Source organism: Streptomyces thermocarboxydus (assembly GCF_024760485.1).
Classification (GTDB): domain Bacteria; phylum Actinomycetota; class Actinomycetes; order Streptomycetales; family Streptomycetaceae; genus Streptomyces; species Streptomyces cellulosae.
This window is the reverse complement of record NZ_CP058273.1, coordinates 5767032-5782256: the sequence shown is the minus strand read 5'-3', so window position 1 is coordinate 5782256 and position 15225 is coordinate 5767032. Positions and strand designations below refer to the sequence as shown.

At 73.6% G+C, this 15225-nt stretch carries 15 protein-coding genes and 1 pseudogene; 12 read left to right on the top strand and 4 right to left on the bottom strand.

The genetic code is table 11. The features are described 5' to 3' along the window. Positions 1-20: 20 nt before the first annotated feature. The gene (locus AY578_RS26470) at positions 21-794 is read right to left on the bottom strand and encodes an SDR family oxidoreductase (RefSeq protein WP_258905769.1); all 774 of its coding nucleotides are present in this window, start codon (positions 792-794) and stop codon (positions 21-23) included. A gap of 197 nt (positions 795-991) precedes the next feature. Here AY578_RS26470 and AY578_RS26465 point away from each other — a divergent pair, with 197 nt between their 5' ends. After that, on the top strand, positions 992-1393 hold the full coding sequence (locus tag AY578_RS26465) for a VOC family protein (RefSeq protein WP_093552126.1): 402 nt from the start codon (positions 992-994) through the stop codon (positions 1391-1393). A gap of 13 nt (positions 1394-1406) precedes the next feature. Here AY578_RS26465 and AY578_RS26460 read toward each other — a convergent pair whose 3' ends face one another. Beyond that, entirely contained in the window at positions 1407-2108 is a 702-nt protein-coding gene (locus AY578_RS26460; RefSeq protein ID WP_191882781.1) for a helix-turn-helix transcriptional regulator, read from the bottom strand. A gap of 9 nt (positions 2109-2117) precedes the next feature. After that, on the bottom strand, positions 2118-3056 hold the full coding sequence (locus AY578_RS26455) for an AraC family transcriptional regulator (RefSeq protein WP_033273953.1): 939 nt from the start codon (positions 3054-3056) through the stop codon (positions 2118-2120). An 81-nt stretch (positions 3057-3137) separates the two neighbouring features. Between AY578_RS26455 and AY578_RS26450 the strand changes: the two genes are divergently transcribed. Then, on the top strand, positions 3138-3977 hold the full coding sequence (locus tag AY578_RS26450) for an NmrA family NAD(P)-binding protein (RefSeq protein ID WP_258905767.1): 840 nt from the start codon (positions 3138-3140) through the stop codon (positions 3975-3977). 23 nt (positions 3978-4000) lie between these two features. On the opposite strand, the gene AY578_RS26445 is transcribed toward AY578_RS26450, so the two are convergent. Next, positions 4001-5149, bottom strand: a complete 1149-nt coding sequence (locus tag AY578_RS26445) for a YihY/virulence factor BrkB family protein (RefSeq protein ID WP_258905764.1) — start codon at positions 5147-5149, stop codon at positions 4001-4003. A 90-nt stretch (positions 5150-5239) separates the two neighbouring features. Between AY578_RS26445 and AY578_RS26440 the strand changes: the two genes are divergently transcribed. The 10 genes and pseudogenes from AY578_RS26440 (at position 5240) to cysD (ending at position 15224) form a co-directional block, all read left to right on the top strand. Next, positions 5240-6874, top strand: a complete 1635-nt coding sequence (locus tag AY578_RS26440) for an acyl-CoA dehydrogenase family protein (RefSeq protein ID WP_258905763.1) — start codon at positions 5240-5242, stop codon at positions 6872-6874. Between the two features lie 457 nt (positions 6875-7331). Next, a complete protein-coding gene (locus AY578_RS26435) occupies positions 7332-8606 on the top strand; it encodes a GAF domain-containing protein (RefSeq protein WP_136238102.1) in 1275 nt (424 codons plus the stop codon). Between the two features lie 207 nt (positions 8607-8813). Next, entirely contained in the window at positions 8814-10088 is a 1275-nt protein-coding gene (locus AY578_RS26430; RefSeq protein ID WP_136238101.1) for a hypothetical protein, read from the top strand. A gap of 82 nt (positions 10089-10170) precedes the next feature. After that, positions 10171-10608: pseudogene (locus AY578_RS26425) on the top strand (GNAT family N-acetyltransferase); the annotation flags it as partial. A 262-nt stretch (positions 10609-10870) separates the two neighbouring features. After that, positions 10871-10954, top strand: a complete 84-nt coding sequence (locus AY578_RS33900) for a putative leader peptide (protein WP_310887545.1) — start codon at positions 10871-10873, stop codon at positions 10952-10954. 161 nt (positions 10955-11115) lie between these two features. After that, on the top strand, positions 11116-12831 hold the full coding sequence (locus tag AY578_RS26420; RefSeq protein ID WP_136238100.1) for a nitrite/sulfite reductase: 1716 nt from the start codon (positions 11116-11118) through the stop codon (positions 12829-12831). Further along, complete coding sequence (locus AY578_RS26415; protein ID WP_019523376.1) at positions 12828-13007, top strand: hypothetical protein; 180 nt, start codon at positions 12828-12830, stop codon at positions 13005-13007. Before AY578_RS26420 ends, AY578_RS26415 begins: the two co-directional genes overlap by 4 nt. Next, on the top strand, positions 13004-13714 hold the full coding sequence (locus AY578_RS26410) for a phosphoadenylyl-sulfate reductase (protein WP_019523377.1): 711 nt from the start codon (positions 13004-13006) through the stop codon (positions 13712-13714). Before AY578_RS26415 ends, AY578_RS26410 begins: the two co-directional genes overlap by 4 nt. A gap of 5 nt (positions 13715-13719) precedes the next feature. Then, entirely contained in the window at positions 13720-14289 is a 570-nt protein-coding gene (gene cysC, locus AY578_RS26405; RefSeq protein WP_019523378.1) for an adenylyl-sulfate kinase, read from the top strand. Continuing rightward, positions 14286-15224, top strand: coding sequence for a sulfate adenylyltransferase subunit CysD (gene cysD, locus AY578_RS26400; RefSeq protein WP_019523379.1), 939 nt, complete (start codon positions 14286-14288; stop codon positions 15222-15224). The genes cysC and cysD overlap by 4 nt, the downstream gene beginning before the upstream one ends. Position 15225: the final 1 nt, after the last annotated feature.

Here is a 15225-nt window from a genome sequence, read left to right as displayed (position 1 = left end):
GCCGTCGACCGACCGCGCATTCACCGCGGGAATTCGCCGCCGTCCACGACGAGATTCGTGCCGGTGACCCAGCTCGCCCGGTCGGAGACGAGGTACAGCACCGCCTGGGCGATGTCGTCCGGCCGGCCCTCGCGGCCGAGCGGCGGGGTCGCCGTGGCGCCGGTGGTGTCGCTCAGGGCGGCCCACTGCCTGCGCGTCTCCTCACCGCCGGGGGTGGCGGTGCGGCCCGGGGTCACGGTGTTGACCCGCACACCGTCGGGCGCCAGCTCGGCGGCCAGCCCGCGGCCGTAGTTCTCCAGGGCCGCCTTGGCCGCCGTGTAGTGCAGGAACAACGGGCCGGGAACGGGCACCACGGCCGACGACACGTGCACGATCGCCCCCGCGCGCCGCTCCCGCATCCCCGGCGCGAGCAGAGCGTCCAGCCGTACCGCCGACAGGAAGTTGAGGTCCAGCGCCTCCTGCCACTCCTCGTCCGGGATGGCCAGGGCGCCCGGGTGCGGGGCGGCGCCGCCGGCGTTGTGGACGACGACGTCCACGCTGCCCAGCCGGTCCCGCACGGCCTCCGCGAGCGCCTCCGCGCCCTCGCGGGTGCGCACGTCGGCCTGCGTGAACCGGGCGCCCTCCGGCACGGTGCCGGAGGCCGAGCGGGCGGTGGTGAGGACGTCGGCGCCCGCGTCGAGGAGCCGGCGCACGACGGCCGCCCCGATACCCCGGGTGCCGCCCGTCACGAGGGCGCGCCTCCCGGTGAGTTCACGCGTTTCGGCGGCCTTTTCGGTGTGCGGTGCGATGGACATACGACGGTCCTTTCGTCGGCGGGAAATCCGCGGAAGTGAGAAATGGGGTGCAACGAAAAAGACCGTACGTACGCACGGAAACGAGAATCAAAGACGAAAAGCGAGCGGAGGGTATAGGCGCCGCCTATGCCCTCCGCCGGGGCACGTGTCCGATTCGTTCAAGACACCCCGGCGGTCCCCGCCCTACCGTCGGCCGCATGAGCACACGATTCGATGCCATCGGAACGGTCGTCTCGGACATGGCCGCCTCCGTCGCCTTCTACCGGCGGCTCGGGCTGGCGTTCCCGGAAGGGGCCGAGGCGGAGGGACATGTGGAGGCGGAACTGCCGGGCGGGATGCGGCTGTTGCTGGACACCGAGGAGATGGTCCGGTCGTTCCGCCCGGGGTGGCGGCCGCCGTCGGGAGAGGGCCGGACCTCCCTGGCCGTGCGGTGCGACAGCCCCTCCGAGGTCGACGCGCTGTTCGCGGAGCTGGTGGAGTCCGGCGCCCGTGCCGAGCTGAAGCCGTGGGACGCGGTGTGGGGGCAGCGGTACGCCGTCGTGCTCGACCCGGACGGCAACGGGGTGGACCTCTTCTCCCCGCTCCCCACGGGCGGCTGACCTCACGGCCGCGTCAGGAGGCCGCGCCGGGCGGCGGCACCAGCTCCCGCAGCGCCACCCCCGTCAAGCTCCTCACCTCGCGCGACAGATGAGGCTGGTCCGCGTAGCCGGCGCGGGCCGCGGTCTCCGCGAAGGGGACGCCCGCGTGGGCCAGAGCCAGGGCGCGGCGCATGCGGAGGATACGGGCCAGGGTCTTCGGACCGTAGCCGAAGGCGGCGAGCGAACGGCGGTGCAACTGGCGTGCGCCCAGCCCCAGGGCGTCCGCCGTCCCCGCGACCGGGCGGCCCGCGTCGAGCGCCGCGACCAGGCGGGTCAGCAGCGGGTCTGGCGGGCCGGCCGACGCGGCCAGACGGAGGGCGACGTCCTCCAGGCCGCGCGCCGGGTGGTGTGCGCCGTGCACACGGGCGGTCGCACGCCGCACCTCCGCCGCCGGCCACACATCGGCCAGCTCCACCCGCCGGTCGCGCAGTTCGTGCGCGGGCACGCCCAGCAGCGTGGGCGCGGTGCCGGGGTGGAAGCGGATCCCGGACCAGGGCCCGGCGGAGCTCCCGTCGACGTAGGCGTGGGTGTCGGGGCCGGCGACCAGCAGACGGCCGTCGTGCCACAGCAGGTCCATGCAGCCGTCCGGCAGCACCCGGCCCGGCCCGTCCCCTTCGGCGGGGACACTGGTCCACACGGCCGCGCCCGGCAGCCGTGACGCGCGCTCCCTGTACACGGGTCCAGGCTACGCGGCGGCCCGGTTCCGCCACTCCTGCGGACTGACGCCGTAGGCCCGCTTGAAGGCGGTGGAGAGGGCGAAGGCGCTGCTGTAGCCGACCTGCCGGGCGACGGCGGCGAGGGTGTCGTCGGTGTCGCGCAGCCGGTCGGCGGCGAGGGCGAGCCGCCAGCCGGTGAGGTAGGACATCGGGGGTTCGCCGACGAGCCGGGTGAAGCGGCGGGCGAGCGCGGCCCGGGAGACGCCGGCCTTCCCGGCGAGCCCGGCGACGGTCCAGGGGCGGGCGGGGTCGTCCTGGAGGAGCCGCAGCACCGGGCCGACGACCGGGTCGGACAGGGCCTCGTACCAGGCGGGCGGCTCCGCCTCGGGGCGGGCGAACCAGGCGCGCAGGGCGGCGATGACGAGGAGGTCGAGCAGCCGGTCCAGGACGACCTCCTGACCGGGGGCGTCGCGTCCGACCTCCTCCATCAGCAGTGGGGTGAGCGGGCACTCCCACACGTCGGCGCCGAGGGAGAGCACCGGCGGCAGCGCGTCAAGGAGCCGGCCGCCGATCTCGCCGCGCAGCTGGTAGGTGCCGATGAGCAGCACGGTCCCGCCGTCGGGGCGGTCGCCCCAGGTGCGGACGCCGAGGTCCATCGAGCCGTTGAGGGGCCGTCCGTCGGGGTAGTGGCACCGGCCGCCGGGCAGGATCAGCGCCTGCGGCGCGGTGCCGGGCGCGTCGGCGCAGGTGTACGGGTCGGGGCCGCGGGCGACGGCGAGGTCGCCGGCGCGCAGCCGGACCGGTTCGCCCCGGTCGGGCAGCAGCCACGCGTCGCCGCGTACGAGGAGCATCACCGTCAGCGGGGCGCGGTCCTCCACCCGCACCGCCCACGGCGGGTCGAAGCACGCCCGGATCATGAACGCGCCGCGGGCGCGGGGACCCTCCAGCAGACCGGTGAGTGCGTCCATGGGGTCAGCGTAGACGCGGGCGTATGCGGGCGCGCCGCTCGACGATGGTTCCGCGCGGGCGGCGGCAGTTGACTCGGAGACATGGACAGGACGACATCTGCGAAGGACATGACACTGGTGGTCACCGGGGCTTCCGGGCGGACCGGGAGCCGGGTGGCGCGGGCCGCGGAGGCGGCCGGGATGACGGTGCGGCCGGCGTCGCGGGCGACCGGCTTCGACTGGGCGGACGGGACGACGTGGGAGGGCGTGCTGCGCGGGGCCGACGCGGCCTATCTGGTGCACCCGGCCGACGTCGGGGCGCCGGGGACGGCGGAGGCGGTCGGCGAGCTGGCGGAGACCGCCCTGGGCGCGGGGGTGCGGCGGCTGGTGCTGCTGTCCGCGCGGGGCGAGGACCAGGCGCTGCCCGCGGAGGAGGCGCTGCGGGCGTCCGGCGCGGACTGGACGGTGGTGCGGTCGGCGTGGTTCGCGCAGAACTTCTCGGAGGGGCCGCTGGCCGAGGAGCTGCGGGGCGGGGAGCTGGTGTTCCCGGCGGGCGAGGTGGCGGAGCCGTTCGTCGACGTGCGGGACGTCGCGGAGTTGGTGGTGGCCGCGCTGGCCGGAGGGGAGCGGTACGCGGGGCGGACGCTGACCGTGACCGGGCCGCGGCCGCTCACCTGGGCGGAGGCGGTGGCGGAGATCGCGCGGGCGACGGGACGGCCGCTGACGTACCGGGCGGTGCCGGCGGACTCCTACCGGGAGACGCTGACCGGGTTCGGGGTGCCGGGCGAGGAGGCCGCGTTCCTCGTCGAGGTGTTCGCGACCCTGCTCGACGGGCGCAACGCGCGCGTGGAGGACGGGGTGCGGCAGGTGCTCGGCCGGGAGCCGCGGGACTTCTCCGACGTCGTGCGGGAGGCGGCGGCGGACGGCTCCTGGACGGAGTGAGCCACCCGCCGGGACGCGTCGCGTCAGTCGCGGTGCCGGTCGTCGTGGCCCGGGCCGTCCCCGTTGCGGGGCTGGGCGGACTTGGAGTGGGTGCGCAGGCGGGCCGTGACGTCCTCGGGGGGCAGGAAGCGCGACCAGCGTTCGGGGAACTCGGAGGGCATGTCGGGGTCCGCGTCCCCGGACGCGGTGGTGCGGGCGACGTACTCGGCGACCTGCGCCTGCCGCTGCCGCTCGTTGGCCTCACGGGCCGCGGCGGTGGCGGCGGCCGGCCACACCCGGTCGATGGCCGCGTTGACGGCCGCCCCCACCAGCACGGCGAAGGCGGACACACCGATCCACAGCAGCACGGCCACGGGGGCGGCGAGGGAGCCGTAGATGGTGGGGCCCTCGACGGTGTTGGTGAGGTAGATGCGCAGCAGGAAGCTGCCGAGGACCCACATGGCGAGGGCGACCAGCGCGCCCGGCACGTCCTCGATCCACGGGGACCGCACGGGCACGGACACGTGGTAGAGCGTGGTCAGAAAGGCCACCGAGAGCAGGATGACGACCGGCCAGTAGAGGATCTGCACGACCGTCGTCGACCAGGGCACGACGTCCACCACCGCGTCGGGACCCGCGACCATCAGCGGCAGCGCGACCGAGCCGATCAGCAGGGCCACGATGAACAGCAGGAAGGCGAGCAGCCGGGTCCTGACGATGCCGCGGACGCCGTCGAGGCCGTACATGACGGTGATGGTGTCGATGAAGACGTTCACCGCGCGGGAGCCCGACCAGACGGCGATCAGGAAGCCGAGGGAGATCACGTCGGGCCGGCCGCCCTTGGTGACGTCTCTGAGGATCGGCTCGGCGACCTCGGTGACGCCGCGGTCGGACAGCACCGTGCGGGAGGCGTCCAGGAGGTTGCGCTGCACGCTCTGGATGGTGTCCGCGCCGGTCCAGGCGTCGACGTAGCCGAGCAGTCCGACCAGGCTGAGGAGCAGCGGGGGCACCGACAGCAGCGTGAAGAACGCCGCCTCGGCCGCCAGGCCCAGGATGCGGTACTCCATGCACGAGTTGACGGTGTCCTTCAGCAGCAGCCAGGCCGTCCGGCGTTTGGAGACGTTCCGGTACAGGGCGCGGGCCCTGTGGAGGCGACCGGAGGGCGCGTCTGGGGATTCACTTGCTGGCTGCACGAACCAAAGGTATCCGCCACGCCCGGCCCCACTCACCCACAGGCCCCGTCCTCGCGTGAGGCGGGGCGGGGGGCGGGGTAGGTTCGCCCCATGGCAGGCAGCACGCACACCGTGACCAACCAGGCTCCCCCGCTCGTCCAGTACGACGTGTTCGGCTCGGACCGCGCCCTGGTGGAGGCGGTCGAGCGGCACCTGGTGTCCGAGGCGCGGGAGGACGGGCTCGCGGAGCTGTCGGCGCTGGGGCGCGCGTGCGGATCCGCCCAGGTGCAGGAGTGGGGGGCGCAGGCCGACGAGAACCCGCCACGGCTGCGCACCCACGACCGGTACGGGCACCGGATCGACGAGGTCGAGTTCCACCCCGCCTGGCACCGGCTGCTCGGCAAGGGCGTCTCGGCGGGGCTGACGGCGGCCTGGACGCGGCCCGGCGGGCATGTGCGGCGGGCGGCGGCCTTCCTGATGTGGACGCAGGTGGAGGCCGGCAACTGCTGTCCGCTGTCGATGACGCACGCGGCGGTGCCGGCGCTGCGCACCGACCCGGAGCTGGCCGCCGAGTGGGAGCCCCGGCTGACGTCCATGGTCTACGACCGCGGGCTGCGGCCCGCCGGGCAGAAGGCCGGCGCGCTGTTCGGGATGGGGATGACGGAGAAGCAGGGCGGCAGCGACGTCCGGGCCAACACGACGGCCGCGCGGCCGCTCGCCGAGGACGGCACGTACGCGCTGACCGGGCACAAGTGGTTCTGCTCGGCGCCGATGTCGGACGGCTTCCTGGTGCTGGCGCAGGCGCCCGGCGGGCTGACGTGCTTCCTGGTGCCGCGGGTGCTGGAGGACGGCACTCGCAACGTGTTCGCGCTGCAGCGGCTCAAGGACAAGCTGGGCAACCGCTCCAACGCCTCCGCCGAGGTCGAGTTCGACGGGACGTGGGCGCGCCGGGTCGGCGAGGAGGGGCGCGGGGTGCGCACCATCATCGGGATGGTGGCGGCCACGCGTCTCGACTGCGTGCTGGGCTCGGCGGGGCTGATGCGGCAGGCCGTGGCGCAGGCGGTGCACCACTGCGCGCACCGGGAGGCGTTCGGCGGGAAGCTGCTCGACAAGCCGCTGATGCGGAACGTGCTCGCCGACCTGGCGCTGGAGTCCGAGGCGGCGACGACGCTGGCGCTGCGGCTGGCGGCGGCGTACGACGACGGCGGGGAGCAGGAGCGGGCGCTGCTGCGGATCGCGGTGCCGGCGGCGAAGTACTGGGTGACGAAGCGGTGCGCGCCGGTCACGGTGGAGGCGGCGGAGTGCCTCGGCGGCAACGGCTACGTGGAGGAGTCGGGGATGCCCCGGCTGGTGCGGGAGTCGCCGCTGAACTCGATCTGGGAGGGCGCGGGCAACGTACAGGCGCTGGACGTGCTGCGGGCGCTGCGCCGGGACCCGGGGACGCTGGACGCGTACCTCCGGGAGGTCGGGAAGGCCCGGGGCGCGGACCACCGCCTGGACGCGGCCGTCAAGAACCTGCTGACGGACCTGGCGGACCTGGAGGCCGCCGAGGCCCGGGCCCGCCGCCTGACGGAACGCCTGGCGCTGGTCCTGCAGGCCTCCCTGCTGGTCCGCCACGCACCCCCGGAGGTGGCAGACGCCTTCTGCGCGGGCCGCCTGAGCACGGAAACAGGCACAGCCTTCGGCACACTCCCGCCCACCCTGAACCTGGCATCCATCGTGGAGCGAGCCCACCCGCACCCCTGAGACCCGGCTCGGGGTAACACCCCAGGGGCGCGGGGAACCGCGCGACCAGCCCCCACACACCCGCACCCGCCGACGCACCCCGAGCCGCACCCGGGCCGGCACGCCGCCCAGCGACGACACCCCCAGGGGCGCGGGGAACCGCGCGACCAACCCCAACGCACCCGCGTCCGCCGACGCACCCGAAGAGGCACCCCACCGGAGCGCACTCCGAAAAGCCGCCGGCAGGCATGCCGCGGGGGTGGTGCTGCGCCGACACGGCACCACCCCCGCCGCCACGGACTCCCGAAGAGCCGTGCACGCCGCTCGGGACGGCGTCGCTCAAGTTTCAATCAGTGAGCGGTCGTGTCACCAGAGTTGCAGGGGGTTGCAACTTGCTGTTTCCGTACCAGTACTGAGCGTCCTCATCCGGGGCAGACGGCAGTATTGGGGTCCGACAGGTTTTCTTCCGGGAGGTCCGGTGGCGCTCTCGCCGATGGACGTGTCGCATCTGGCCGCCGTCGACACCGTGCGCGCGGCGCGCGTGCTCGACGAGGTCCGTTCCGCCGCGCTGTCGGGGCGGCCCGCGCCCGTCCCTCCCCGCCCGGTGATCGGGCAGTCCTGGGAGCGGGTGCTGCGCAGCGGGGTGGACCCCGACCACGGCCGGCGCAGCGGGCTGCTGTCGATGGACGAGGTGCGGCGGCGCCGGGAGGCCTCGCCGCTGCGGCACGTGCTGCCGGTGCTGCGCGAGGGGCTGTTGTCGGTCGCGGACGTCGGGCGGCACATCATGGTGGTGGCGGACGACGAGGGCCGGGTGCTGTGGCGGGAGGGCAGCGCTCCGGTGCTGCGCAAGGCGGACTTGGTGGGCTTCGAGATCGGCGCGGACTGGCGTGAGGACGTCGTCGGCACCAACGGGGTGGGCACGCCCGCGGTGACCGGGCGCCCGGTGCAGGTCTTCGCCTCCGAGCACTTCGTACGGTCGCACGCCACATGGACCTGCGCGGGCGCGCCCATCACCGACCCGCGGGACGGGCGGCTGATCGGCGTGGTCGACGTGAGCGGCCCGCTGGAGTCCATGCACCCGGCGACGCTGCCGTGGGTGGACTCGGTGGCGAAGCTGGCCGAGGCGCGGCTGCGGGAGATGCACATGCGGTCGCTGGAGCGGCTGCGGGCGGTGGCGGCGCCGGTGCTGGCCCGGACCGACGGGCGGGCGCTGGTGGTGGACCGGCACGGGTGGACGGCGGCGGTGACCGGGATGCCGTACACGGAGCGGCTTGCGCTGCCCAAGTCGGTGTCCGCGGGCCGGCGGTGGCTGCCGGCGCTGGGGAGGTGCTCGCTGGAGCCGCTCGCCGGGGGCTGGCTGGTGCGGGCGGAGGAGGAGCCGGCGGCGCGTCCCGGCGCGCGGATCGTGCTGGACCTGGGCGGGCCGCGCCGCTTTGTGCGGGTGTCCGACGGGGCCGGCGTGTGGTCCCGTGAACTGAGCCCGCGGCACGCGGAGTTGCTGTATCTGCTGGCCGTGCACCGGGCGGGCCGCAGCGCCGCCGACCTGGCCCGTGACGTGTTCGGCGACCCGGCCCGCACGGTGACGGTCCGCGCGGAGATGTCCCGCGTGCGGCGCTATCTGGGGGCGCTGCTCGAGCACCGGCCGTACCGCTTCACGGAGTCCGCCGAGGTGGAGGTGGTGCTGCCGGACAGCCCCGGGGACCTCTTCCCGCGCACGGCGTCCGCCCCGGGGCTGGTGCACGGCTCGCGCTGAGGACACCGAGGATCTGGCCGGAAACCGCCGCGCCGGCGGGGTAGACCTGTACATGGGTACGTGCCCTCGGGGGCCCGCGTGTGAAATTGCAGGGTCTTCGTCCCGTCCGGCGTCCGGCTGCCGTAGCATCCGGGGACGGGCCGCCCCACCTGCTCCACGGTCAACCCGCGGATCACCGGACGCAGTTGGCTCGCTCGGGAGGACGTCATGAAGCATCGCGGCAGACACCGCCGGCGCCACAGAGGCAGGGCGCTGCGCGCCACGCTGGCCGGTACGGCCCTGGCGCTCACCGCGGCCGCCACCATGATCAGCACCTCGCAGGCCACCGACGCCGACGACCCCGGCGCGCTGAAGCCGCTCACCGCGGCCGCCGACACCGCGCCGCTGCGGCTGACCGAGCACGCCGTCCCGGGCGCCGAACTGCGCCGTCTCACCGCGTCGATGGGTCCCGCCGTGGGTGTGGGCGCCGTGCTCGCCGACCCGGACGGGGCGCTCCAGGACGCCGACGCCTGTTCGGACGACGACCGGCGGGCGCTGCCCGTGGAGCCGGCCGTGACGACGGCGTACTGCTGGCCCGAGCGGGACACCGACGGCTGGCGGGCCGGCGCGGTCACCACCTCAGGGGACGCCGACGAGGACGGCCGCTGGGGCGCGCACCGGGTGGTCCTGTCCGGCTGGACCCGCGACTCCGGCACGCCCGCCGAGCAGGGGCTCGCGCGGATCGCCTTCGTGGCCGCCGACGACGACCGGGCGCCGCGCTACACCTGGGCGCTGCTCGCGGTGCCGGTGGACGGCGGGCGGGACTTCCGGGGGCTCGGCTCCGACGTGTCCGGCATGGTCTGGTACCAGGACAAGCTGCTCGTCACCACGGGGCGGGGCGAGGGCGGCGCGCTGTACGTGTACGACCTGGACCGGGTGCAGCGGGCCACCGTGGACGCGCGGGCCGTGGGGCGGGTGCCCGGCGGCTGGTCGGCGGCGGGCGCCCGGTACGTGCTCCCGGCGGTCGCCTCCTACGCGACGGCGGACCCCGGCGCGCCGCGGCCCGGCGGGATCTCCCTGGACCGCACCACCACGCCCGACAGTCTGGTGGTGCACGAGGCGACGGCCCCCGACGAGGAGGGCCCGACCCGGCTGTGGCGGTACGCGTTCGGCCCCCGCCCGCAGTACGGCCCGCTGCTCCGGACGCGGCCGGTCGCGGTGTACGAGACGGAACTGACCCATGTGCGCGGGGCGCTGGCGCACCGGTCCGACTGGTACGTGAGCCGTGGATCGGGGACGCCGGAGGAGCGCGGCACTCTGTGGCGGCAGGACACCAAGGGCGCGAGCCCGGTGCGCTGCGGGGCGGACGAGACGTACCGCTGCTGGAGCGGGCCGGCGACGTCGCTGTCGTACTGGCAGGCGACCGGGGAGGTGTGGTCGCAGTCGGGGCGGACACTGTTCTCGCTGCCGCTCGCGGCGGTCGACGAGGCGCTGGAGCGCTAGGGCCTGTCCTCGCGGTCCGGAGCCGTCCGTCTGCTGGTCAAGCGTTCGACAGGGACGTGTGCCGGATGGTTGTCTTTCGGACATGACGACCCTCTCCGTGACCACCTGGTCCCTGGAGCAGACCGCGCCCACCGATCTCCGTCCGGCCGCCGTGCCCGAGGGGGACGTGCGGGTGGTCCGCTCCGAGGTGCCCTCCCCCGAGTTCAGCCGCTTCCTGTACGCGTCGGTGGGCGGCGACATCCGCTGGACCGACCGGCTGGGCTGGACGTACGCGCGGTGGCAGGAGCATCTGGAGCGGCCCGGCGTGGAGACGTGGGTCGCCTACGACCGGGGCACCCCGGCCGGGTACGTGGAGCTGGAGGCGCAGGACGAGGGGGTCGTGGAGATCCTCTACTTCGGGCTGCTGCCCGCCTTCCGCGGCCGGCGCATCGGCGGCCATCTGCTGTCGTACGGGGTGGCGCGCGCCTGGGACCTGGCGGACCGCTGGCCGGGGGTGAAGCCGACCACGCGGGTGTGGCTGCACACGTGCAGCAAGGACGGCGAGCACGCCATGGACAACTATCTGCGGCGGGGTTTCCGGCTGTTCGACACCAAGGTGGAGGACGAGCCGGAGGTGGCCACGCCGGGCCCGTGGCCGGGGGCTTACTCCGCCTGAGCGGCTCCGGCAAGACCGCTCGCACCGCGTGTGACCAAGGACACCCTTGTCTCGTATACCGGGACAAGGGTGTCCACATTTCGGATAACGGTGGACTGCCTCCAGATCGCCGTGCCAGGCTTCCGCCATGCCTGGAACTGGAATCGCCTTGGTGAGTCGGCGGCATGTCGACCTCGGCCGCATGTCCAGCGCCATCTGTCCGGCGCGCTGAGAGCACCCAGCAGCGCCCGACACCCCACTCCCCTCCTTTGCTGCGCAAGGACGCGCACGACTCTGCCCGTGTGCGCGTAGACGCAGGTCAGAGCCGCCCATCCCGGCATGGCGCCCCGCGCCGAGAGACCATCCACCGCTGTCCCGAAGGACGTATCAACCATGGCCGCCACCCCGCAGAAGCCTGCCGCCGCGCAGAAGCCTGCCACCGCGACCCCCCGCCGCAAGGCGAGCCGTCACCGCGGAGAGGGACAGTGGGCGGCGGGGCACTTCACCCCGCTGAACGGCAACGAGCAGTTCAAGAAGGACGACGACGGTCTCAATGTGCGGACACGCATTGAGACGATCTACTCCAAGCGGGGCTTCGACTCGATCGACCCCAACGACCTGCGCGGCCGCATGCGGTGGTGGGGCCTCTACACCCAGCGCAAGCCCGGCATCGACGGCGGCAAGACCGCGGTCCTGGAGCCGGAGGAGCTGGACGACGAGTACTTCATGCTGCGGGTGCGCATCGACGGCGGTGCGCTGACCACGCGCCAGCTGCGGGTGGTCGGTGAGGTCTCGCAGGAGTTCGCGCGCGGCACCGCGGACATCACGGACCGGCAGAACGTCCAGTACCACTGGATCCGCATCGAGGACGTGCCCGAGATCTGGGACCGCCTGGAGGGCGTCGGCCTGTCCACGGTCACCGCCTGCGGGGACACGCCCCGTGTGATGATCGGCTCCCCCGTGGCGGGCATCGCCGAGGACGAGATCATCGACGGCACGCCGGCGCTGGAGGAGATGAAGCGCCGCGTCCTGGGCAACCCGGCGTACTCGAACCTGCCCCGCAAGTTCAAGACGGCCATCTCCGGCTCGCCGGTGCTGGACGTGGTGCACGAGATCAACGACGTGGCGTTCGTCGGCGTCCACCACCCCGAGCACGGGCCGGGCTTCGACCTGTGGGTCGGCGGCGGTCTGTCCACCAACCCCAAGCTGGGCGTGCGGCTCGGCGCCTGGGTGCCGCTGGAGGACGTCCCGGACGTCTACGAGGGCGTCCTGTCCATCTTCCGCGACTACGGCTACCGCCGGCTGCGCACCCGCGCCCGGCTGAAGTTCCTGGTCGCCGACTGGGGCGCGGAGAAGTTCCGTCAGGTGCTCGAGGACGAGTACCTGAAGCGCAAGCTGACGGACGGTCCGGCGCCCGCCGAGCCGGTGTCGCGCTGGCGCGACCACATCGGGGTGCACCGCCAGAAGGACGGCCGCTTCTACGTCGGCTTCGCGCCGCGCGTCGGCCGGGTCGACGGCACCACCCTCACCAAGATCGCGGACGTCGCCGAGGCGCACGGCTCGGGCCGGGTGCGCACCACCGTCGAACAGAAGATGATCATCCTCGACGTCGAGGAGTCCCAGGTCGAGTCCCTCGTGGAGTCCCTGGAGGCGCTGGACCTCAGCGCCCGCCCCTCGCCGTTCCGGCGCGGCACCATGGCCTGCACCGGCATCGAGTTCTGCAAGCTCGCCATCGTCGAGACCAAGGCGCGCGGCGCCTCGCTGATCGACGAACTCGAGCGCCGTATGCCGCAGTTCGACGAGCCGATCACCATCAACCTCAACGGCTGCCCGAACGCCTGCGCCCGTATCCAGGTGGCGGACATCGGTCTCAAGGGCCAGCTCGTGCTGAACGACGAGGGCGAGCAGGTCGAGGGCTACCAGGTGCACCTGGGCGGCGCGCTCGGCCTGGAGGCCGGGTTCGGCCGCAAGGTGCGCGGCCTGAAGGTCACCGCGGACGAGCTCCCGGACTACATCGAGCGGGTGCTCAAGCGTTTCGAGGCGGAGCGCGAGGACGGCGAGCGGTTCGCGTCCTGGGTCACCCGCGCCTCCGAGGAGGCCCTGTCGTGAGTGAGCGGGCGGCGCCGTTCTACTGCCCCTACTGCGGCGACGAGGACCTGCGCCCCAGCGAGGAAGGGCACGGCGCCTGGGAGTGCGCGGCCTGCAACCGCGCCTTCCGGCTGAAGTTCCTCGGGCTGCTCGCCCGGGGTCTTGACCGATCCGACACGGGAGGGGACCCGGCATGACGGCCGTATCGGACGAGCGCGGCACCGTCGAGTTGCGGGAGCTGGCCGAGCAGGCGGGCCGGGACCTGGAGGACGCCTCCGCCCTGGAGATCCTCCGGTGGGCGGCCGACACGTTCGGCAAGCGCTTCTGCGTGACCTCCTCCATGGAGGACGCGGTCGTCGCCCACCTCGCCTCCCGGGCGCTGCCCGGGGTGGACGTGGTGTTCCTCGACACCGGCTACCACTTCCCCGAGACCATCGGCACCCGGGACGCCGTGGAGGCCGTGATGGACGTCAACGTCATCACGCTCACGCCCCGTCAGACGGTCGCCGAGCAGGACGCCGAGTACGGCCCGAAGCTCCACGACCGCGACCCGGACCTGTGCTGCAAGCTGCGCAAGGTCCAGCCGCTGGAGGAGGGCCTGAAGGACTACCTGGCCTGGGCGACCGGCCTGCGCCGCGACGAGTCCCCGACCCGGGCGGACACCCCGGTCGTCGGCTGGGACGAGAAGCGGCGGAAGGTCAAGATCTCCCCCATCGCCCGGTGGACCCAGGACGACGTGGACGCCTACGTCGCCGAGCACGGCGTCCTCACCAACCCGCTGCTGCAGGACGGCTACGCCTCCGTGGGGTGCGCCCCCTGCACCCGCCGTGTGCTGGAGGGCGAGGACGCCCGCGCCGGCCGCTGGGCGGGCCGCGCCAAGACCGAGTGCGGACTGCACGGCTGACCGCCATGACCGCGCCTTCGACGAACCAGGAGAACCACGTGACGACCGGAGCCACCGTCTGGCTCACGGGTCTGCCGAGTGCGGGCAAGACCACCATCGCGCACGAACTCGCCGCCCGTCTGCGCGAACAGGGCCGGCCGGCCGAGGTGCTCGACGGTGACGAGATCCGCGAGTTCCTCTCGGCGGGCCTCGGCTTCAGCCGCGAGGACCGGCACACCAACGTGCAGCGCATCGGCTTCGTCGCCGAACTGCTCGCCCGTAACGGCGTGCTGGCGCTCGTCCCGGTGATCGCCCCCTACGCCGACAGCCGCGAGGCCGTCCGCGCCCGCCACGAGGCGAACGGCACGCCGTACGTCGAGGTGCACGTGGCGACACCCGTGGAGGTGTGCTCCGTCCGTGACGTGAAGGGCCTGTACGCCAAGCAGGCGGCGGGTGAGCTGTCCGGGCTCACCGGCGTCGACGACCCGTACGAGGAGCCCGAGAAGCCCGATCTGCGCATCGAGTCGCAGCACCAGACCGTGCAGGAGTCCGCGGCGGCGGTATACGCCGTGCTCAGCGAAAGGGGACTGGCATGACGACCGCAGCCACCACCGTCGAGGAGGGTACGGACAGCCCGTACGCCCTCTCCCACCTGGACGCCCTCGAGTCGGAGGCCGTGCACATCTTCCGTGAGGTGGCGGGTGAGTTCGAGAAGCCGGTGATCCTGTTCTCCGGCGGCAAGGACTCCATCGTCATGCTGCACCTGGCGCTGAAGGCGTTCGCGCCCGCGCCCGTGCCGTTCTCGCTGCTGCACGTGGACACCGGGCACAACTTCCCCGAGGTCCTCGACTACCGCGACCGCACGGTCGCCGAGCACGGCCTGCGCCTGCACGTGGCCTCCGTGCAGGACTACATCGACCGCGGCGTCCTCAAGGAGCGCCCGGACGGCACCCGCAACCCGCTGCAGACGGTGCCGCTCACGGAGAAGATCCGCGACGAGGGTTTCGACGCGGTGTTCGGCGGCGGGCGCCGTGACGAGGAGAAGGCCCGCGCCAAGGAGCGGGTGTTCTCCCTGCGCGACGAGTTCTCCCAATGGGACCCGCGCCGCCAGCGCCCCGAGCTGTGGAACCTGTACAACGGCCGGCACGCCCCCGGTGAGCACGTCCGCGTGTTCCCGCTGTCCAACTGGACCGAGCTGGACGTGTGGCAGTACATCGCCCGCGAGAACATCGAACTGCCCCAGATCTACTACGCGCACGAGCGTGAGGTCTTCAAGCGCGGCGGCATGTGGCTGACCGCGGGCGAGTGGGGCGGCCCGAAGGACGGCGAGACGGTCGAGAAGCGCCTGGTGCGCTACCGCACCGTCGGCGACATGTCCTGCACCGGCGCCGTCGACTCCGACGCCGACACCATCGAGAAGGTGATCACGGAGATCGCCGCCTCCCGGCTCACCGAACGCGGCGCGACCCGCGCCGACGACAAGCTGTCCGAGGCCGCGATGGAAGACCGCAAGCGCGAGGGGTACTTCTAAG